This window comes from Enterobacter asburiae (genome assembly GCA_011754535.1).
Lineage (GTDB): Bacteria > Pseudomonadota > Gammaproteobacteria > Enterobacterales > Enterobacteriaceae > Enterobacter > Enterobacter cloacae_N.
The window spans coordinates 1,515,935-1,530,708 of sequence record JAAQVN010000001.1 but is presented as its reverse complement, the minus strand read 5'-3'; the positions used below and the strand labels follow the sequence as shown (position 1 = coordinate 1,530,708).

Here is a 14,774-nt window from a genome sequence, read left to right as displayed (position 1 = left end):
ACATGAAAAAGACAATCGCACTTCTGGCGCTGGGGCTGATCGCCCAGGCGCACGCCGACGATATTCAGATCCAGATGACGGGCAACATTTACGCCAATACCTGCATCATCGACAGCGCCAGCCGCAACCTGACGGTGGATTTAGGCCAGGCAGTATCCGGCGATTTTAAAGACGTGGGCGATACCGGCGAGTGGAAAGATTTTTCCCTTTCAGTGTCACATTGCCCGGCCACGCTCGCCCTTGCCACGGCCTATTTCTACGGCCAGGCCGACAGCGCGCACCCGACTAAGTTCGCCAATATCGGCAGCGCAAAAGGGCTGGCGCTGGAGCTGGCAGACCGTCAGGACAAAATCCTGATTGCCCCGCAGGCGGCCTTTAACGCCGTCATTAATCCAGGTGACCACACGGCCACGTTTCCGTTGTCCGCACGCTATTACGCCACCGCCATACCCGTCACGGCCGGCACGTTCAGCAGCGTAGTGCAGGTGACGTTCACTTACCAGTAGGACCGCGCCTCTTAGCACGGATGCTTTTACCACGCCCGGCGGCCAGTTTTGCCGGGCGTTTTTTTACCTCCGGCACCTCCGGCTGTTCGATCGGGAAAACAGGCAGCGCGTTCAGCAAACGCTGGCCGTAGTTTTTGGTGAGCAGACGCTTGTCATAAATCACCACCTCGCCCCAGCAGCCGTGGCTACGAATAAGACGCCCCACCTGCTGAATCAGGTTAAACGACGCCGCAGGCAGGCTCTGCACCTCAAACGGATAGCGGTTAAGACTCTTCAGCCACTCCCCCTCTGTGATCACCACCGGGCTGTCGATGGGCGGAAAGGCAATTTTATGGATGTGCACCTGCGTCAGGTAGTCCCCTTTCAGATCCAGACCTTCGGCAAACGACTGTAGCCCCACCAGCACGCTGCGCTCGCCGTTATCAATACGCTTGCGGTGGGTTTCCACCAGCCGATAGCGCGGCTGATCGCCCTGCACCAGCAGAAGTAAACGCAGATCGGTGACGTATTCGAGGAAGCGCTGCATCGCCCGCCCGCTGGCAAACAGCACCAGCATGCCGGGATACTTTTTACTCTCGACCTGTTCACGGAAGTAGGCCGCCATCTCCGCAATGTGCTGCTCTTCGTTGTCGATAAGCGGCTCGAATTTCATGCGCGGAATCACCAGCTTGCCCTGCTCGCAGTGGTTAAACGGCGAGTCCAGCGCCACAAAACGGTCCCCCGCTTTCTCCTTCAGGCCACTCATCTCCTGCAGCCTGGAGAAGCTGTTCAGGGAGCGCAGGGTTGCGGAGGTGACAACCACGTGCGGCACGCTGCGCCAGATCAGCTTTTCCAGCTGATCGGCCACGCGAATGCCCACGCAGTGGAAAAAGAGGTGGACCTGCCCATCCCGCACTTCACGGGTGGCCCATTTGGTGACCGGCGCGCCCGACGCCTGAGCCATCGAAGCCAGACGCCAGAGCTTGCTCTGCGCCTCAAACATCCCCAGCGCGCGGTTCATCTGCAGCAGAATGCGGTGCAGGCGCACCACGTCGTGCGAGCCGGTTTTCTCGCTCAGATCGTTTAAGAACATCTCCGCCAGCCCGCGCAGCTTTTCCAGATGCTTCGCCAACTGCTGGCAGATCTCCATCACCTCTTCCGGTAGTTCCCCCATCGCAAAGCGGTGTTCGGCTTCCTGGGCGGCAGGAAGATAGAGGTTCAGGATGTTGTTCAGGGACGAAATGAGGCTATAAACCTCTTCACAGTGCTCGCTCAGCCGCTCCGGGACCGCCAGCGGCGGCGTGGTTTTCGGGCGGAACTGCTCCATGCAGGTCGCCACCAGCTTGCAGAAGAGATCGAGCTGCAGGCGGAACCAGGGTGCCGTAATTTCAGCGCTCATTTCCAGCGCGTCCCGCGCCACGTCCGGCAGATGGTGACCTTCGTCGAGCACCAGCAGCAGGTTTTTGGGTTCCGGCAGCACCGCTTCACTCTCGAGCGCCGCCATCACCAGCGCATGGTTGGCGACGACCACCTCCGCCTCCTGGATCTCGCGCCGGGCGACAAAGAACGGGCACTCGCGGTAGTAGTGACAGTTGCGGTTCAGGCAGCTTGCTTTATCGGTGCTGAGCCTGCGCCATAAGTCGTCGCTAATCGCCAGGCTGGTGTGATCCCGCAGGCCGTCCCACTTATAGCCGTCGAGCTCGGTTTTCAGCTTTGCACACTGCTCCTGCTCCGCCTTATTGTTTGGCGTCAGCTCGTCATCCAGAAACGCGAGCAGATCCTGTTGATTCGGCTCGCTGCTGGCAAGCGCCGCCAGGTTACGCGGGCACACGTAGCGCCCGCGCCCAAAGGCGGCAGTAAACCGCAGATCGGGGATGATTTTGCGCAGCAGGGGCAAATCTTTGCTGAAGATCTGATCCTGCAGCGCCACGTTGGCGGTGCTGACCACCAGCGTTTTGTCCTCTTCCCGCGCAATCGCGATGCCGGGAATCAGATATGACAAGGTTTTCCCGACGCCGGTCGGGGCTTCAATCGCCAGATGTCGCCCGTCGTCCCCGGCGAGCGTTTTTGCCACGTCGGCAATCATCTGCCGCTGCGGCGCTCGGGGGATAAAATCGGGGATCTGCTGCTGTAGCGCCTTATACCATGCGCCAATTTGCGCTTTCAGCGCCGCGGTTAAAGCCATTGGAAAACCTGAAATACTGTATAAACAGCCACTATTGTGGCACTTTCTCTTCTCTGCCGCAAAAAGAAAAGCCCGGCTTTACGACCGGGCTTCCAGATTACTGCGGGTTAGCAGGCTTGCGCGGGCGGCGTCGGCGCTGCCCTTCCCCTGCCGGCTTGCCTTCGCCGCTGCGCCACGGGTTTTCACCGGCCGGTTTGCCGTCGCTGTTGCGACGCGGCGGTTTGCCGGATGATTTCGGCGCGCCGCCTTCGGCACGACGCGGCTGCTGACCACGACCGCCGCCGCCCTGGCCGCGACCGCCGCCCTGACGACCGTTCTGAATCGGCTCGGCTTTGATAGACGGGTCCACTTCGTAACCCGGGGTTTCGATGCGCGGGATCTCTTTCTTCAGCAGGCGTTCGATGTCGCGCAGCAGTTTGTGCTCGTCCACGCAGACCAGCGAGAGCGCCTCACCGGTTGCCGCCGCACGACCGGTACGGCCGATACGGTGCACGTAGTCTTCCGGGACATTCGGCAGCTCGTAGTTCACCACGTGCGGCAGCTCTTCAATATCGAGGCCACGGGCGGCAATGTCGGTCGCCACCAGCACGCGGATGTCGCCAGACTTGAAGTCCGCCAGCGCACGGGTACGCGCGCCCTGGCTCTTGTTACCGTGAATGGCCGCGCTGCGGATGCCGTCTTTATTCAGCTGTTCCGCCAGGTGGTTAGCGCCGTGCTTGGTGCGGGTAAAGACCAGCACCTGCTGCCAGTTGCCCTGACCGATCATCTGGGAGAGCAGTTCGCGCTTGCGCTTTTTATCCACAAAGTGCACGTGCTGCGTCACCTGCTCGGAGGCGGTGTTGCGGCGCGCCACTTCCACTTCGAGTGGGTTATGCAGCAGCTTTTCCGCCAGCGCCTTGATCTCGTCGGAGAAGGTCGCGGAAAAGAGCAGGTTCTGGCGACGCGGGGGCAGCTTAGCCAGCACGCGGCGAATGTCGTGGATAAAGCCCATGTCGAGCATGCGGTCGGCTTCGTCCAGCACCAGAATTTCGATGTTATCCAGCTTCACCGCGTTCTGGTGTTCCAGATCCAGCAGGCGGCCCGGCGTTGCCACCAGAACGTCCACGCCGCCGCGCAACTTCATCATCTGCGGGTTAATGCTCACGCCACCGAAAACCACCAGCGAGCGAATGTTGAGGTAGCGGCTGTACTCACGCACGTTCTCACCAATCTGCGCCGCCAGCTCGCGGGTTGGGGTGAGGATCAGCGCGCGCACCGGACGACGGCCTTTGGCGTGCGGCTGGTTTTTTACCAGCAGCTCTAACAGCGGCAGGGTAAAGCCCGCGGTTTTACCGGTGCCGGTCTGGGCGCTGGCCATCAGGTCACGGCCCTGAAGCACTGCGGGGATCGCCTGCTGCTGGATTGGGGTTGGCTCAACGTAGCCCTGCTCTGCGATGGCGCGCAGAATTTCCGGGTTCAGGCCAAGGGAATCAAAAGACATAAAAACTCCGAACCGCCCCGACCATCACAGGTGTAGTTTTCAGGGAGATATAACAATTAGGAGGACAAAAACCACAATGTCGCGAAGGGGCGGAGTGTAGCAGCTTTTGTGACGTGGCGCATAAAATATCCCTCAGCATTCCCTCGACGTTAGCGGGAATCAGGCATAATCTTAATCAATCGATTGATTAATTCTTAATGCCGCCATGAATACGACACCCACAACAACCAAAGGTGAACAGGCCAAAAATCAGCTTATCGCCGCCGCGCTGGCGCAGTTTGGCGAGTACGGGCTGCATGCGACCACGCGCGATATTGCCGCGCTGGCCGGGCAGAACATTGCGGCGATTACCTACTATTTTGGCTCAAAAGAAGATTTATACCTCGCCTGCGCCGAGTGGATCGCCGATTTTATCGGCGCGCAGTTTCACCCGCACGTTGAGGAAGCTACCGCGCTGCTCAGCCAGCCGTCACCCGATCGCGCCGCCGTACGCCAGCTTATTCTCAAAGCCTGCCATAATATGATTCGCCTGCTGACGCACGACGATACGCTCAAACTGAGCAAGTTTATTTCCCGGGAACAGCTCTCCCCGACTGCCGCCTACCAGCGGGTACACGATCGGGTAATTGCCCCGATGCATACCCACCTGACCCGGCTGATCGCCGCGTATACCGGGCGGGACGCCAGCGATACCGACACTATTTTGCATACCCACGCCCTGCTGGGTGAAATTCTCGCCTTCCGTCTGGGTCGGGAAACCATCCTGTTACGCACCGGCTGGACACAATTCGATGAGGATAAAGCCGCGCAGATTAGCCAGGTTATCGCCTGTCATCTTGATCTGATCCTGCAAGGCTTAACGCAAAGGAGCCTGAAGTCATGAAAAAACCTGTCGCCATCATTCTGGTGGTTGTTGTTTTGCTTGCCGCGGGAATCGGTGGCTGGCTGTGGTATCAGAGCCAGCAGGATCGGGGCCTGACGCTGTACGGTAACGTGGATATTCGTACTGTGAATATGAGCTTCCGCGTTGGCGGACGTCTCGCCTCGCTCAGCGTTGACGAAGGCGATGCCATCAAAGCCGGTCAGACGCTGGGCGCGCTGGATAAAGCCCCTTTTGAGAACGCGCTGATGCAGGCCAAAGCTGGCGTTTCCGTCGCGCAGGCGCAGTATGACCTGATGCTGGCAGGCTATCGCGATGAAGAGATTGCCCAGGCCGCCGCCGCCGTTAAGCAGGCCAAAGCCGCGTACGACTATGCGCAGAACTTCTATAACCGCCAGCAGGGACTGTGGAAAAGCCGCACCATTTCCGCCAACGATCTGGAAAACGCGCGGTCATCCCGGGACCAGGCGCAGGCAACGCTGAAGTCCGCGCAGGATAAATTAAGCCAGTACCGCTCCGGTAACCGCGAGCAGGACATTGCCCAGGCGAAAGCCAGCCTTGAACAGGCGCAGGCCCAGCTGGCGCAGGCGGAACTGGATCTGCACGACACGACCTTAATCGCTCCATCTGACGGCACGCTGATGACCCGCGCCGTGGAGCCGGGCAGCATGCTCAGCGCGGGCAGTACCGTCTTAACGCTCTCCCTGACCCGTCCGGTGTGGGTGCGCGCCTATATTGACGAGCCGAACCTCGGGCAGATGCAGCCGGGCCGCGAGCTGCTGCTCTATACCGACGGCCGCCCGGACAAGCCGTATCACGGCAAGGTGGGCTTTGTCTCCCCTACCGCCGAATTTACGCCGAAAACGGTAGAAACACCGGACCTGCGTACCGACCTTGTATACCGCCTGCGCATCATCGTCACCGATGCGGACGACGCGCTGCGTCAGGGCATGCCTGTTACCGTGACCATAAACGACGGGGAACGACATGAATGATGCGGTTATCCAGCTCAACGGTCTGGTCAAACGCTTCGCGGGCATGGACAAGCCGGCGGTCGCGCCGCTGAACTGCACCATTCAGAAAGGCTACGTAACCGGGCTGGTCGGCCCGGACGGCGCGGGGAAAACCACGCTGATGCGGATGCTGGCGGGGTTGCTCAAGCCGGACGAAGGCTCGGCCAGCGTGCTTGGCCTGGACCCGATAAAAGACGACGGCGCGCTCCACGCCATGCTCGGCTATATGCCGCAGAAGTTTGGCCTGTATGAAGATCTGACGGTGATGGAAAACCTGAACCTGTACGCCGACCTGCGCAGCGTCACCGGTGACACGCGGCAGAAAACCTTCGCCCGACTGCTGGAGTTTACCTCCCTCGGCCCGTTCACCGACCGGCTGGCGGGCAAGCTCTCCGGCGGGATGAAGCAGAAGCTGGGTCTGGCCTGCACGCTGGTGGGCGAGCCGAAGGTGCTGCTGCTGGATGAGCCCGGCGTCGGCGTGGACCCGATTTCCCGCCGCGAGCTGTGGCAGATGGTGCACGAGCTGGCGGGCGACGGGATGCTGATCCTCTGGAGTACCTCCTACCTCGACGAAGCGGAACAGTGTCGGGACGTGCTGCTGATGAACGAGGGTGAACTACTCTATCAGGGCGAACCAACCGAACTGACGCAAACCATGGCCGGGCGCAGCTTCCTGCTGCACAGCCCGCAGGAGTCGAACCGCAGGCTGCTCCAGCGGGTGCTGAAGCTGCCGCAGGTCGGCGACGGGATGATTCAGGGCCGCTCGGTGCGCATTATTCTCAAAAAAGAGGCCACCGCCGACGACGTTCGCCAGGCGCAGGGGATGCCTGAGATCGAGATAGAAGAGACCGCACCGCGCTTTGAGGACGCGTTTATCGACCTACTGGGCGGCGCGGGTACATCAGAGTCGCCGCTTGCCGCCATTCTGCATACGGTGGAAGGCACGCCGGGCGAAACGGTCATTGAAGCGAAATCGCTCACCAAAAAGTTCGGGGATTTCGCCGCCACCGATAACGTCAATTTCGCGGTGAAGCGCGGCGAGATTTTTGGTCTTCTGGGGCCGAACGGCGCGGGAAAATCGACCACCTTTAAGATGATGTGCGGCCTGCTGGTGCCGACGTCCGGCAAGGCGCTGGTGCTGGATATGGACCTTAAGGTCAGCTCCGGCAAGGCACGTCAGCACCTCGGCTACATGGCGCAGAAGTTCTCGCTGTACGGCAACCTGACGGTCGAGCAGAATTTGCGCTTTTTCTCCGGCGTGTACGGCCTGCGCGGGCGGGCGCAGAATGAAAAAATCCGCCGCATGAGCGACGCCTTTGGGTTAACAAATATTGCTTCCCATGCCACCGACGAATTGCCGCTCGGCTTTAAGCAGCGGCTGGCGCTGGCCTGCTCGCTGATGCACGAACCCGATATTCTTTTCCTGGATGAGCCGACCTCCGGCGTTGACCCCCTCACCCGCCGCGAGTTCTGGCTGCACATCAACAGCATGGTGGAAAAAGGGGTGACCGTGATGGTGACCACCCACTTTATGGACGAGGCGGAGTACTGCGACCGTATCGGGCTGGTCTATCGCGGCAAGCTGATCGCCCACGGCACGCCAGACGACCTGAAGGAGCAGGCCGCTGACGAAGAACAGCCAGACCCGACTATGGAGCAGGCGTTTATTACCCTCATCCACGACTGGGACAAGGAGAATGCCCATGCGCAGTAGTGCTATATCCTGGCGCCGGGTGCGCGCGCTGTGTATTAAAGAGACGCGGCAGATCGTGCGCGATCCCAGCAGCTGGCTGATTGCGGTGGTGATCCCCCTGCTGCTGCTGTTTATCTTTGGCTACGGCATTAACCTCGACTCCAGCAAGCTGCGGGTCGGGATTTTGCTTGAGCAGCAGAGCGAAGAGGCGCTGGACTTTACCCACGCCATGACCGGCTCGCCCTATATCGACGCCACCGTCAGCGACAACCGGCAGGAGCTGATCCAGAACATGCAGGCCGGGAAAATTCGCGGCCTGATCGTCATCCCGGTGGATTTCGCCGCCAACATGGCTCGGGCGAATACCAATGCACCGATCCAGGTGATTACCGACGGCAGCGAGCCGAATACCGCCAACTTCGTACAGGGCTACGCGGAGGGGATCTGGCAGCTCTGGCAGATGCAGCGCGCAGAAGACCGGGGCGAGACGTTTGAACCGCTTATCGACGTGCAGACGCGCTACTGGTTTAACCCCGCCGCCATCAGCCAGCACTTTATTATTCCGGGCGCGGTGACCATCATCATGACGGTGATCGGCGCAATCCTCACCTCGCTGGTGATCGCCCGCGAGTGGGAGCGCGGCACCATGGAGGCGTTGCTCTCCACCGAGGTGACGCGGGTCGAGCTGCTGCTGTGCAAGCTTATCCCCTACTACTTCCTCGGCATGCTGGCGATGCTGCTCTGCATGCTTGTGGCAGTCTTTATCCTCGGCGTGCCGTACCGCGGCTCGCTGGTGGTGCTGTTCTTTATCACCAGCCTGTTTTTACTCAGCACGCTGGGGATGGGGCTGCTCATCTCCACCATCACCCGCAACCAGTTTAATGCCGCGCAGGTGGCGCTGAACGCCGCTTTCCTGCCGTCGATAATGCTCTCCGGGTTTATCTTCCAGATAGACAGCATGCCGGCGGTGATCCGCGCCGTGACCTACATCATTCCGGCGCGCTACTTCGTGAGCACGCTGCAGAGCCTGTTCCTGGCGGGGAATATTCCGGTGGTGCTGATCGTCAACACCCTGTTTCTGATGGCGTCGGCGGTGATGTTTATCGGGTTGACGTGGATGAAAACCAAACGGCGACTGGATTAAGGAGCGCACATGTTTCACCGTTTATGGACACTGATCCGCAAAGAGCTGCAATCCCTGCTGCGCGAGCCGCAAACCCGCGCCATTCTGGTGCTGCCGGTGCTGCTTCAGGTTTTACTGTTCCCGTTTGCCGCCACCCTTGAGGTGACCAACGCCACCATTGCCATTTACAACGAAGACAACGGCAAACACGCCGTCGAGCTGACGCAGCGTTTCGCCCGCGCGAAGGCCTTTACCCACATCCTGCTGCTGAAAAGCCCGCAGGATATCCAGCCCACCATCGACACGCAAAAAGCGCTGCTGCTGGTACGCTTCCCGGCGGATTTCTCCCGCAACCTGGACACCTTCCAGACCGCGCCGATGCAGCTGATCCTCGACGGACGTAACTCCAACAGCGCCCAGATAGCGGCCAACTACCTGCAGCAGGTGGTGAAGGATTATCAGCAGGAGCTGATGGAGGGCAAACCGAAGCCCAACAACAGCGAGCTGGTGGTGCGTAACTGGTACAACCCGAATCTGGACTACAAGTGGTTCGTGGTGCCGTCACTGATCGCCATGATCACCACCATCGGGGTGATGATCGTGACCTCCCTGTCCGTCGCCCGCGAGCGCGAACAGGGCACGCTGGATCAGCTGCTGGTCTCCCCGCTCGCCACCTGGCAAATTTTCGTCGGCAAAGCGGTGCCGGCGCTGATCGTCGCGACGTTCCAGGCCACTATTGTGCTGGGTGTCGGTATTTGGGCCTACCAGATCCCGTTCGCCGGTTCGCTGGCGCTGTTTTACTTCACGATGGTGATTTACGGGCTGTCGCTGGTGGGATTTGGACTGCTGATATCCGCGCTCTGCTCGACGCAGCAGCAGGCGTTTATCGGGGTATTCGTCTTTATGATGCCGGCGATTCTGCTCTCCGGGTACGTTTCGCCCGTCGAGAACATGCCGGTGTGGCTCCAGGATTTAACGTGGATAAACCCGATTCGACACTTTACGGATATCACCAAGCAGATCTATCTGAAGGATGCGAGTCTGGACATTGTCTGGGGAAGTTTGTGGCCGCTACTGGTCATAGCGGCCACGACGGGCTCAGTGGCCTATGCGATGTTTAGACGCAACATTGCGTAGCTTTTTCTCTTTGGTGAGCAACGACACCACCGCTGGCCCTGCGAGGATTGCCAGACCCGCCAGGGCCAGCAGCAGGTTGTTTTGCAGCACGCGTGACAGCAGCCAAAGCACGATCATCGCGGCACCAAAGTACCAGGTGGTGGTGAGCTCTTCGAGCACATCACCCACCTCGCGCCAGCGCGCTTCATGGTGGCGCTGTAAGAACAGCATCGACAGCACGGTGACGCCATAGAGGACGCACAGTCCTAAGCCAACACGCACCAGCGTGCCGCTCATCCAGCCCATCACCAGTACGGCCACGACCAGTAAATGCAACATTATCTGCCAGCAACTCAAACCGGTTGCGACACGAACACGTTGTTGCCACTTCATGGCTTCTCTCCTGAAGGATTTTTCTCTGCTTAATCAGACTACCGCACTTTACGGAAAATTCCGTAACGCCGCATCTTTTTGTGACGCCGACTACACTTTATTTTCATCGGGATAGTCACCCAGGAAGGTGTTTATGAGCAAAAAAACGCAGCATTTCTCGCTTAAGGTGCTGACGATAAACATTCATAAGGGCTTCACAGCATTTAACCGCCGCTTCATTTTACCGGAGCTGCGCGACGCGGTACGCACCGTCAGCGCGGACATTGTCTGCCTGCAGGAGGTGATGGGCGCGCACGAGGTGCATCCCATGCATTTCGAAAACTGGCCCGATACGCCGCACTACGAATTTCTGGCCGACACCATGTGGAGCGATTACGCTTACGGCCGCAACGCGGTCTATCCGGAAGGCCATCACGGAAACGCCGTGCTGTCGCGTTTTCCTATCGAACATTACGAGAACCGGGACGTCTCCGTTGGAGAGAGCGAAAAGCGCGGGCTGCTTTACTGCCGCATCGCACCGCCGGATCTTGACGTTCCCGTTCACGTAGGCTGCGTTCACCTTGGCCTGCGTGAAGCCCACCGTCAGGCGCAGCTACAGATGCTGGCTGACTGGACCAATGCGCTTCCGGAAGGCGACCCCGTGGTGGTGGCCGGTGATTTTAACGACTGGCGGCAGCGGGCCAACCATCCTCTGAAGGTGAATGCGGGGCTGGAGGAGATTTTCACCCGGGCACACGGTCGTCCCGCACGGACGTTTCCCGTGCGCTTTCCCCTGCTGCGCCTGGACCGCATCTACGTGAAAAATGCGCATGCCAGCAGCCCGACGGCGCTGGCGTTACTTAACTGGCGACATCTTTCCGACCATGCCCCGCTGAGCGCGGAGATCCACTTATGAAATGCACATGGCAGGAAGGTAACCGTATTACGCTGCTGGAAAACGGCGATAACTTTTATCCGGCAGTCTTCGAGGCGATTAGCCACGCGCAGCAGAAAGTCTACCTTGAAACGTTTATCTGGTTTGAAGACGACGTTGGCAGACAGCTGCACAGCGCGCTGCTGCATGCCGCCCGGCGCGGGGTAAAAATCGAGGCCCTGCTCGACGGGTATGGCTCGCCGGATCTCAGCGATGAATTTGTTAATGAACTCACCGCAGCCGGCGTGGTGTTCCGTTACTACGATCCCGGTCCTCGCCTGTTCGGCATGCGCACCAACCTGTTCCGCCGCATGCACCGCAAAATCGTTGTGGTGGACGAAACGGTGGCGTTCGTGGGCGGCATTAACTACTCCGCTGAGCATATGTCGGATTACGGCCCGGAGGCCAAGCAGGACTACGCGATCCGCATTGAAGGGCCGGTGGTTCAGGACATCCAGCTGTTCGTGCTGGAAAACTTGCCCGGTAAAGAGGCCGCTCGCCGCTGGTGGCGACGCCGTCATCGCCCGGAAGAGAACCGCAAGCCCGGCGAAGCGCAGGCGCTGTTTGTCTGGCGGGACAACGAGGAGCATCGGGACGATATTGAACGTCACTACCTGAAGATGCTGGCCAATGCGAAGCGCGAAGTGATTATCGCCAACGCCTATTTCTTCCCCGGCTACCGCATTCTGCACGCCATGCGCAACGCGGCCCGCCGCGGCGTCCGGGTGAAACTCATCGTGCAGGGCGAGCCGGATATGCCGATTGTTAAGGTCGGCGCGCGTCTGCTCTACCGCTATCTGGTTAAAAGCGGCGTGCAGATATATGAATACCGCCGCCGCCCGCTGCACGGCAAAGTGGCCGTGATGGATGACCACTGGGCAACCGTTGGCTCCAGTAACCTCGATCCGCTGAGCCTGTCGCTTAACCTGGAAGCGAACCTGATCATCCATGACCGCCAGTTTAATCAGACCCTGCGCGATAACCTTCAGGGACTTATCAATAAGGACTGCGTGCGGGTGGATGAATCCATGGTGCCGAAACGGAGCTGGTGGAACGTTGGCGTCGGCGTGGTGGTGTTCCACTTCCTGCGCCACTTCCCGGCGATGGTCGGCTGGCTGCCGGCGCATACGCCGAAGCTGGCGCAGGTGGATCCGCCGGTACAACCCGAAATGGAAACCCAGGACCGCGTTGAAGCGGAAGATGGAGGCAAACCCTGATGTCAAAATCTCATCCTCGCTGGCGGCTGGCGAAAAAAATCCTCACCTGGGTATTCTTTATCGCGGTCGCGGTACTGCTGGTGGTCTACGCGCAGAAAGTGGACTGGGAAGAGGTGTGGAAGGTTATCCGCAACTATAACCGGCTGGTGCTGCTGGGCGCCGTTGGGCTGGTGATCGTGAGCTACCTGATGTACGGCTGCTATGACCTGCTCGGCCGCGCCTACTGCGGACACAAGCTGGCTAAACGTCAGGTGATGCTGGTGTCGTTTATCTGCTACGCCTTTAACCTGACGCTGAGCACCTGGGTCGGGGGGATTGGCATGCGCTATCGCCTGTACTCGCGGCTTGGCCTGCCGGGTGGGACGATCACGCGCATTTTCTCATTAAGCATCACCACCAACTGGCTGGGCTATATTCTGCTCGGCGGGGTAATTTTTACCATCGGCGTGGTACAGCTGCCCGCGCACTGGTATATCGACGAAGCCACGCTGCGCATTCTCGGCTTCGTGCTGCTGCTGATCATCGCCGTGTATTTGTGGGCCTGCGCCTTTGCCAGACGCCGCCATATGACCATTAAAGGGCAGAAACTGGTCCTGCCGTCGTGGAAGTTCGCGGTGCTGCAGATGGCGGTTTCCAGCGCCAACTGGATGGCGATGGGGGCGATCATCTGGCTGTTGATTGGCGAGGACGTGAACTACTTCTTCGTGCTGGGCGTGCTGCTGGTGAGTAGTATCGCCGGCGTTATTGTGCATATCCCGGCAGGGATTGGGGTGCTGGAGGCGGTATTTATTGCGTTGCTGGCCGGAGAGCATGTCTCACAGGGGACGATAATTGCCGCCCTGCTCGCCTACCGCATGCTCTATTACTTCCTGCCGCTGGCACTGGCCACGGTCTGTTATCTGGTGCTGGAGAGTCGGGCGAAAAAGCTGAGGGCGAAGAACGAGAGGATGTTAGCGAAGTGAATAAGTCGGGTGGCGGCTTCGCCTTACCCGACCTACGGTTCGCGTTTCGTAGGCCGGGTAAGGCGAAGCCGCCACCCGGCAAAACAACCCTAGCGACGGTTGCCAAAAATACGCAGCAGCATCAGGAACAGGTTGATAAAGTCCAGATAGAGCGTCAGCGCGCCCAGAATCGAGTATTTGCGCAGGTTGGAACTGTCGCGCACGTCGATCTGCTCGCCGATGTTTTTCAGCTTCTGGGTGTCGTAGGCGGTTAAGCCAACAAAGACCACCACCCCGATGTAGGTCACGGCCCACATCAGCGCGTCACTCTTCAGCCACAGGTTCACCAGCGACGCCAGCACAATCCCGATCAGCCCCATAAACAGCATGTTGCCTAAGCCGCTCAGATCACGTTTGGTGGTGTAACCGTACAGGCTCATCACGCCAAACATCCCCCCGGTCACCACAAACGTGCTGGCGATGGAGGAGTAGGTGTAGACGATGAAAATGCTGGAAAGCGTCAGGCCGGTCAGCGCCGAATAGAGCATAAACAGCGTGGTTGCCATGCCCGCGCTGAGCTTTTGCACCAGCCCGGAGAGCACAAACACCAGCGCCAGCTGCGCGATAATCAGCCCAAAGAAGGTGATTTTGCTGGAGAAGATAAACATCATCAGTTCAGGCGTGTTCGCCGCATACCACGCGATAAACGCGGTAAGCAGCAGGCCAACCGTCATCCAGCCGTACACCTGAGCCATATACGTCTGCAGGCCGCTACGGGTCTGCTGTACTATTGAATCGGAACGCGGAAATCGGTCCATGATTCACTCCTGATTAAGATTAAGAAGACACACACGTTAAGAGTAACACATCCACGTAAACCGACTACCAACGGCTGGCGGCCTGTTTATCGCTGTCGCGAGATTCCACCCAGCGGTCCCCTTCCGGCGTGGCTTCGCGCTTCCAGAACGGCGCTTTTGTTTTGAGATAGTCCATGATGAACTCCCCGGCCTCAAACGCGCTGCCGCGGTGTGCGCTGGTCACGCCGACAAACACAATCTCTTCACCGGGCCACATCTCACCAATGCGGTGGATAACCGTGACGCGCCCAAGCGGCCAGCGGCCTCGCGCCTCTTCCACAATTGCCGCGAGCGATTTCTCCGTCATACCGGGATAGTGCTCCAGCGTCAGCGCTTTTACGCTGTCACCGAGGTTGTGGTTACGCACTTTGCCGGTGAAGGTGACGACCGCGCCGTCTTCATCGCGTTCCGCCAGCCAGCTGTATTCGGTCCCCACGTTAAAACGCTCGGGGCTCACCAGAATTCGGGTTTCCGCCAT

At 59.4% G+C, this 14,774-nt stretch carries 14 protein-coding genes; 9 read left to right on the top strand and 5 right to left on the bottom strand.

The window, feature by feature from the left end; translation table 11 throughout:
• Window positions 1-2 precede the first annotated feature (2 nt).
• Window positions 3-506: a type 1 fimbrial protein gene (locus HBM95_07155; protein ID NIH42706.1), complete on the top strand. Its 504-nt coding sequence runs from the start codon at window positions 3-5 to the stop codon at window positions 504-506.
• Here HBM95_07155 and dinG read toward each other — a convergent pair.
• Window positions 493-2,670: an ATP-dependent DNA helicase DinG gene (dinG, locus tag HBM95_07150; GenBank protein NIH42705.1), complete on the bottom strand. Its 2,178-nt coding sequence runs from the start codon at window positions 2,668-2,670 to the stop codon at window positions 493-495. The two genes, HBM95_07155 and dinG, sit on opposite strands and share 14 nt — an antisense overlap.
• Window positions 2,671-2,767: 97 nt before the next feature.
• The gene (gene rhlE / locus HBM95_07145; GenBank protein ID NIH42704.1) at window positions 2,768-4,150 is read right to left on the bottom strand and encodes an ATP-dependent RNA helicase RhlE; all 1,383 of its coding nucleotides are present in this window, start codon (window positions 4,148-4,150) and stop codon (window positions 2,768-2,770) included.
• Window positions 4,151-4,355: 205 nt separating this feature from the next.
• Here rhlE and cecR point away from each other — a divergent pair, with 205 nt between their 5' ends.
• From cecR to HBM95_07120, 5 genes are read left to right on the top strand one after another with little or no spacing between them, the layout of a single operon-like run.
• Entirely contained in the window at window positions 4,356-5,033 is a 678-nt protein-coding gene (gene cecR / locus HBM95_07140) for a transcriptional regulator CecR (protein NIH42703.1), read from the top strand.
• A complete protein-coding gene (gene hlyD, locus HBM95_07135; protein NIH42702.1) occupies window positions 5,030-6,025 on the top strand; it encodes a secretion protein HlyD in 996 nt (331 codons plus the stop codon). Before cecR ends, hlyD begins: the two co-directional genes overlap by 4 nt.
• Window positions 6,018-7,757, top strand: a complete 1,740-nt coding sequence (locus HBM95_07130) for an ABC transporter ATP-binding protein (GenBank protein ID NIH42701.1) — start codon at window positions 6,018-6,020, stop codon at window positions 7,755-7,757. The genes hlyD and HBM95_07130 overlap by 8 nt, the downstream gene beginning before the upstream one ends.
• Complete coding sequence (locus HBM95_07125) at window positions 7,747-8,880, top strand: ABC transporter permease (GenBank protein NIH42700.1); 1,134 nt, start codon at window positions 7,747-7,749, stop codon at window positions 8,878-8,880. The genes HBM95_07130 and HBM95_07125 overlap by 11 nt, the downstream gene beginning before the upstream one ends.
• A 9-nt stretch (window positions 8,881-8,889) precedes the next feature.
• Window positions 8,890-9,996: an ABC transporter permease gene (locus tag HBM95_07120; GenBank protein NIH42699.1), complete on the top strand. Its 1,107-nt coding sequence runs from the start codon at window positions 8,890-8,892 to the stop codon at window positions 9,994-9,996.
• On the opposite strand, the gene HBM95_07115 is transcribed toward HBM95_07120, so the two are convergent.
• Window positions 9,958-10,368 (bottom strand): hypothetical protein, encoded by a 411-nt coding sequence (locus HBM95_07115; protein NIH42698.1) that lies wholly within the window; start codon window positions 10,366-10,368, stop codon window positions 9,958-9,960. The genes HBM95_07120 and HBM95_07115 overlap by 39 nt on opposite strands.
• Window positions 10,369-10,501: 133 nt before the next feature.
• Here HBM95_07115 and HBM95_07110 point away from each other — a divergent pair, with 133 nt between their 5' ends.
• The 3 genes from HBM95_07110 to HBM95_07100 are packed head-to-tail and all read left to right on the top strand — an operon-like array spanning window position 10,502 to window position 13,460.
• Window positions 10,502-11,263 (top strand): endonuclease/exonuclease/phosphatase family protein, encoded by a 762-nt coding sequence (locus HBM95_07110; protein ID NIH42697.1) that lies wholly within the window; start codon window positions 10,502-10,504, stop codon window positions 11,261-11,263.
• Complete coding sequence (clsB, locus tag HBM95_07105; protein ID NIH42696.1) at window positions 11,260-12,498, top strand: cardiolipin synthase ClsB; 1,239 nt, start codon at window positions 11,260-11,262, stop codon at window positions 12,496-12,498. The genes HBM95_07110 and clsB overlap by 4 nt, the downstream gene beginning before the upstream one ends.
• Entirely contained in the window at window positions 12,498-13,460 is a 963-nt protein-coding gene (locus HBM95_07100) for a UPF0104 family protein (GenBank protein NIH42695.1), read from the top strand. The genes clsB and HBM95_07100 overlap by 1 nt, the downstream gene beginning before the upstream one ends.
• Window positions 13,461-13,549: 89 nt before the next feature.
• Here HBM95_07100 and HBM95_07095 read toward each other — a convergent pair whose 3' ends face one another.
• Both HBM95_07095 and moaE read right to left on the bottom strand, forming a co-directional pair.
• Window positions 13,550-14,257, bottom strand: coding sequence for a Bax inhibitor-1/YccA family protein (locus tag HBM95_07095; protein ID NIH42694.1), 708 nt, complete (start codon window positions 14,255-14,257; stop codon window positions 13,550-13,552).
• Between the two features lie 64 nt (window positions 14,258-14,321).
• The gene (gene moaE / locus HBM95_07090; protein ID NIH42693.1) at window positions 14,322-14,774 is read right to left on the bottom strand and encodes a molybdopterin synthase catalytic subunit MoaE; all 453 of its coding nucleotides are present in this window, start codon (window positions 14,772-14,774) and stop codon (window positions 14,322-14,324) included.

What these genes read in the sequence shown, in the direction of transcription:
- HBM95_07095 (NIH42694.1), bottom strand. Translation starts at nt 14,257, where the DNA reads ATGGACCGATTTCCGCGTTCCGATTCAATAGTACAGCAGACCCGTAGC.
- HBM95_07120 (NIH42699.1), top strand. Translation starts at nt 8,890, where the DNA reads ATGTTTCACCGTTTATGGACACTGATCCGCAAAGAGCTGCAATCCCTG.
- HBM95_07100 (NIH42695.1), top strand. Translation starts at nt 12,498, where the DNA reads ATGTCAAAATCTCATCCTCGCTGGCGGCTGGCGAAAAAAATCCTCACC.
- moaE (NIH42693.1), bottom strand. Translation starts at nt 14,774, where the DNA reads ATGGCGGAAACCCGAATTCTGGTGAGCCCCGAGCGTTTTAACGTGGGG.
- HBM95_07155 (NIH42706.1), top strand. Translation starts at nt 3, where the DNA reads ATGAAAAAGACAATCGCACTTCTGGCGCTGGGGCTGATCGCCCAGGCG.
- cecR (NIH42703.1), top strand. Translation starts at nt 4,356, where the DNA reads ATGAATACGACACCCACAACAACCAAAGGTGAACAGGCCAAAAATCAG.
- rhlE (NIH42704.1), bottom strand. Translation starts at nt 4,150, where the DNA reads ATGTCTTTTGATTCCCTTGGCCTGAACCCGGAAATTCTGCGCGCCATC.
- dinG (NIH42705.1), bottom strand. Translation starts at nt 2,670, where the DNA reads ATGGCTTTAACCGCGGCGCTGAAAGCGCAAATTGGCGCATGGTATAAG.
- HBM95_07115 (NIH42698.1), bottom strand. Translation starts at nt 10,368, where the DNA reads ATGAAGTGGCAACAACGTGTTCGTGTCGCAACCGGTTTGAGTTGCTGG.
- HBM95_07110 (NIH42697.1), top strand. Translation starts at nt 10,502, where the DNA reads ATGAGCAAAAAAACGCAGCATTTCTCGCTTAAGGTGCTGACGATAAAC.
- hlyD (NIH42702.1), top strand. Translation starts at nt 5,030, where the DNA reads ATGAAAAAACCTGTCGCCATCATTCTGGTGGTTGTTGTTTTGCTTGCC.
- HBM95_07130 (NIH42701.1), top strand. Translation starts at nt 6,018, where the DNA reads ATGAATGATGCGGTTATCCAGCTCAACGGTCTGGTCAAACGCTTCGCG.
- clsB (NIH42696.1), top strand. Translation starts at nt 11,260, where the DNA reads ATGAAATGCACATGGCAGGAAGGTAACCGTATTACGCTGCTGGAAAAC.
- HBM95_07125 (NIH42700.1), top strand. Translation starts at nt 7,747, where the DNA reads ATGCGCAGTAGTGCTATATCCTGGCGCCGGGTGCGCGCGCTGTGTATT.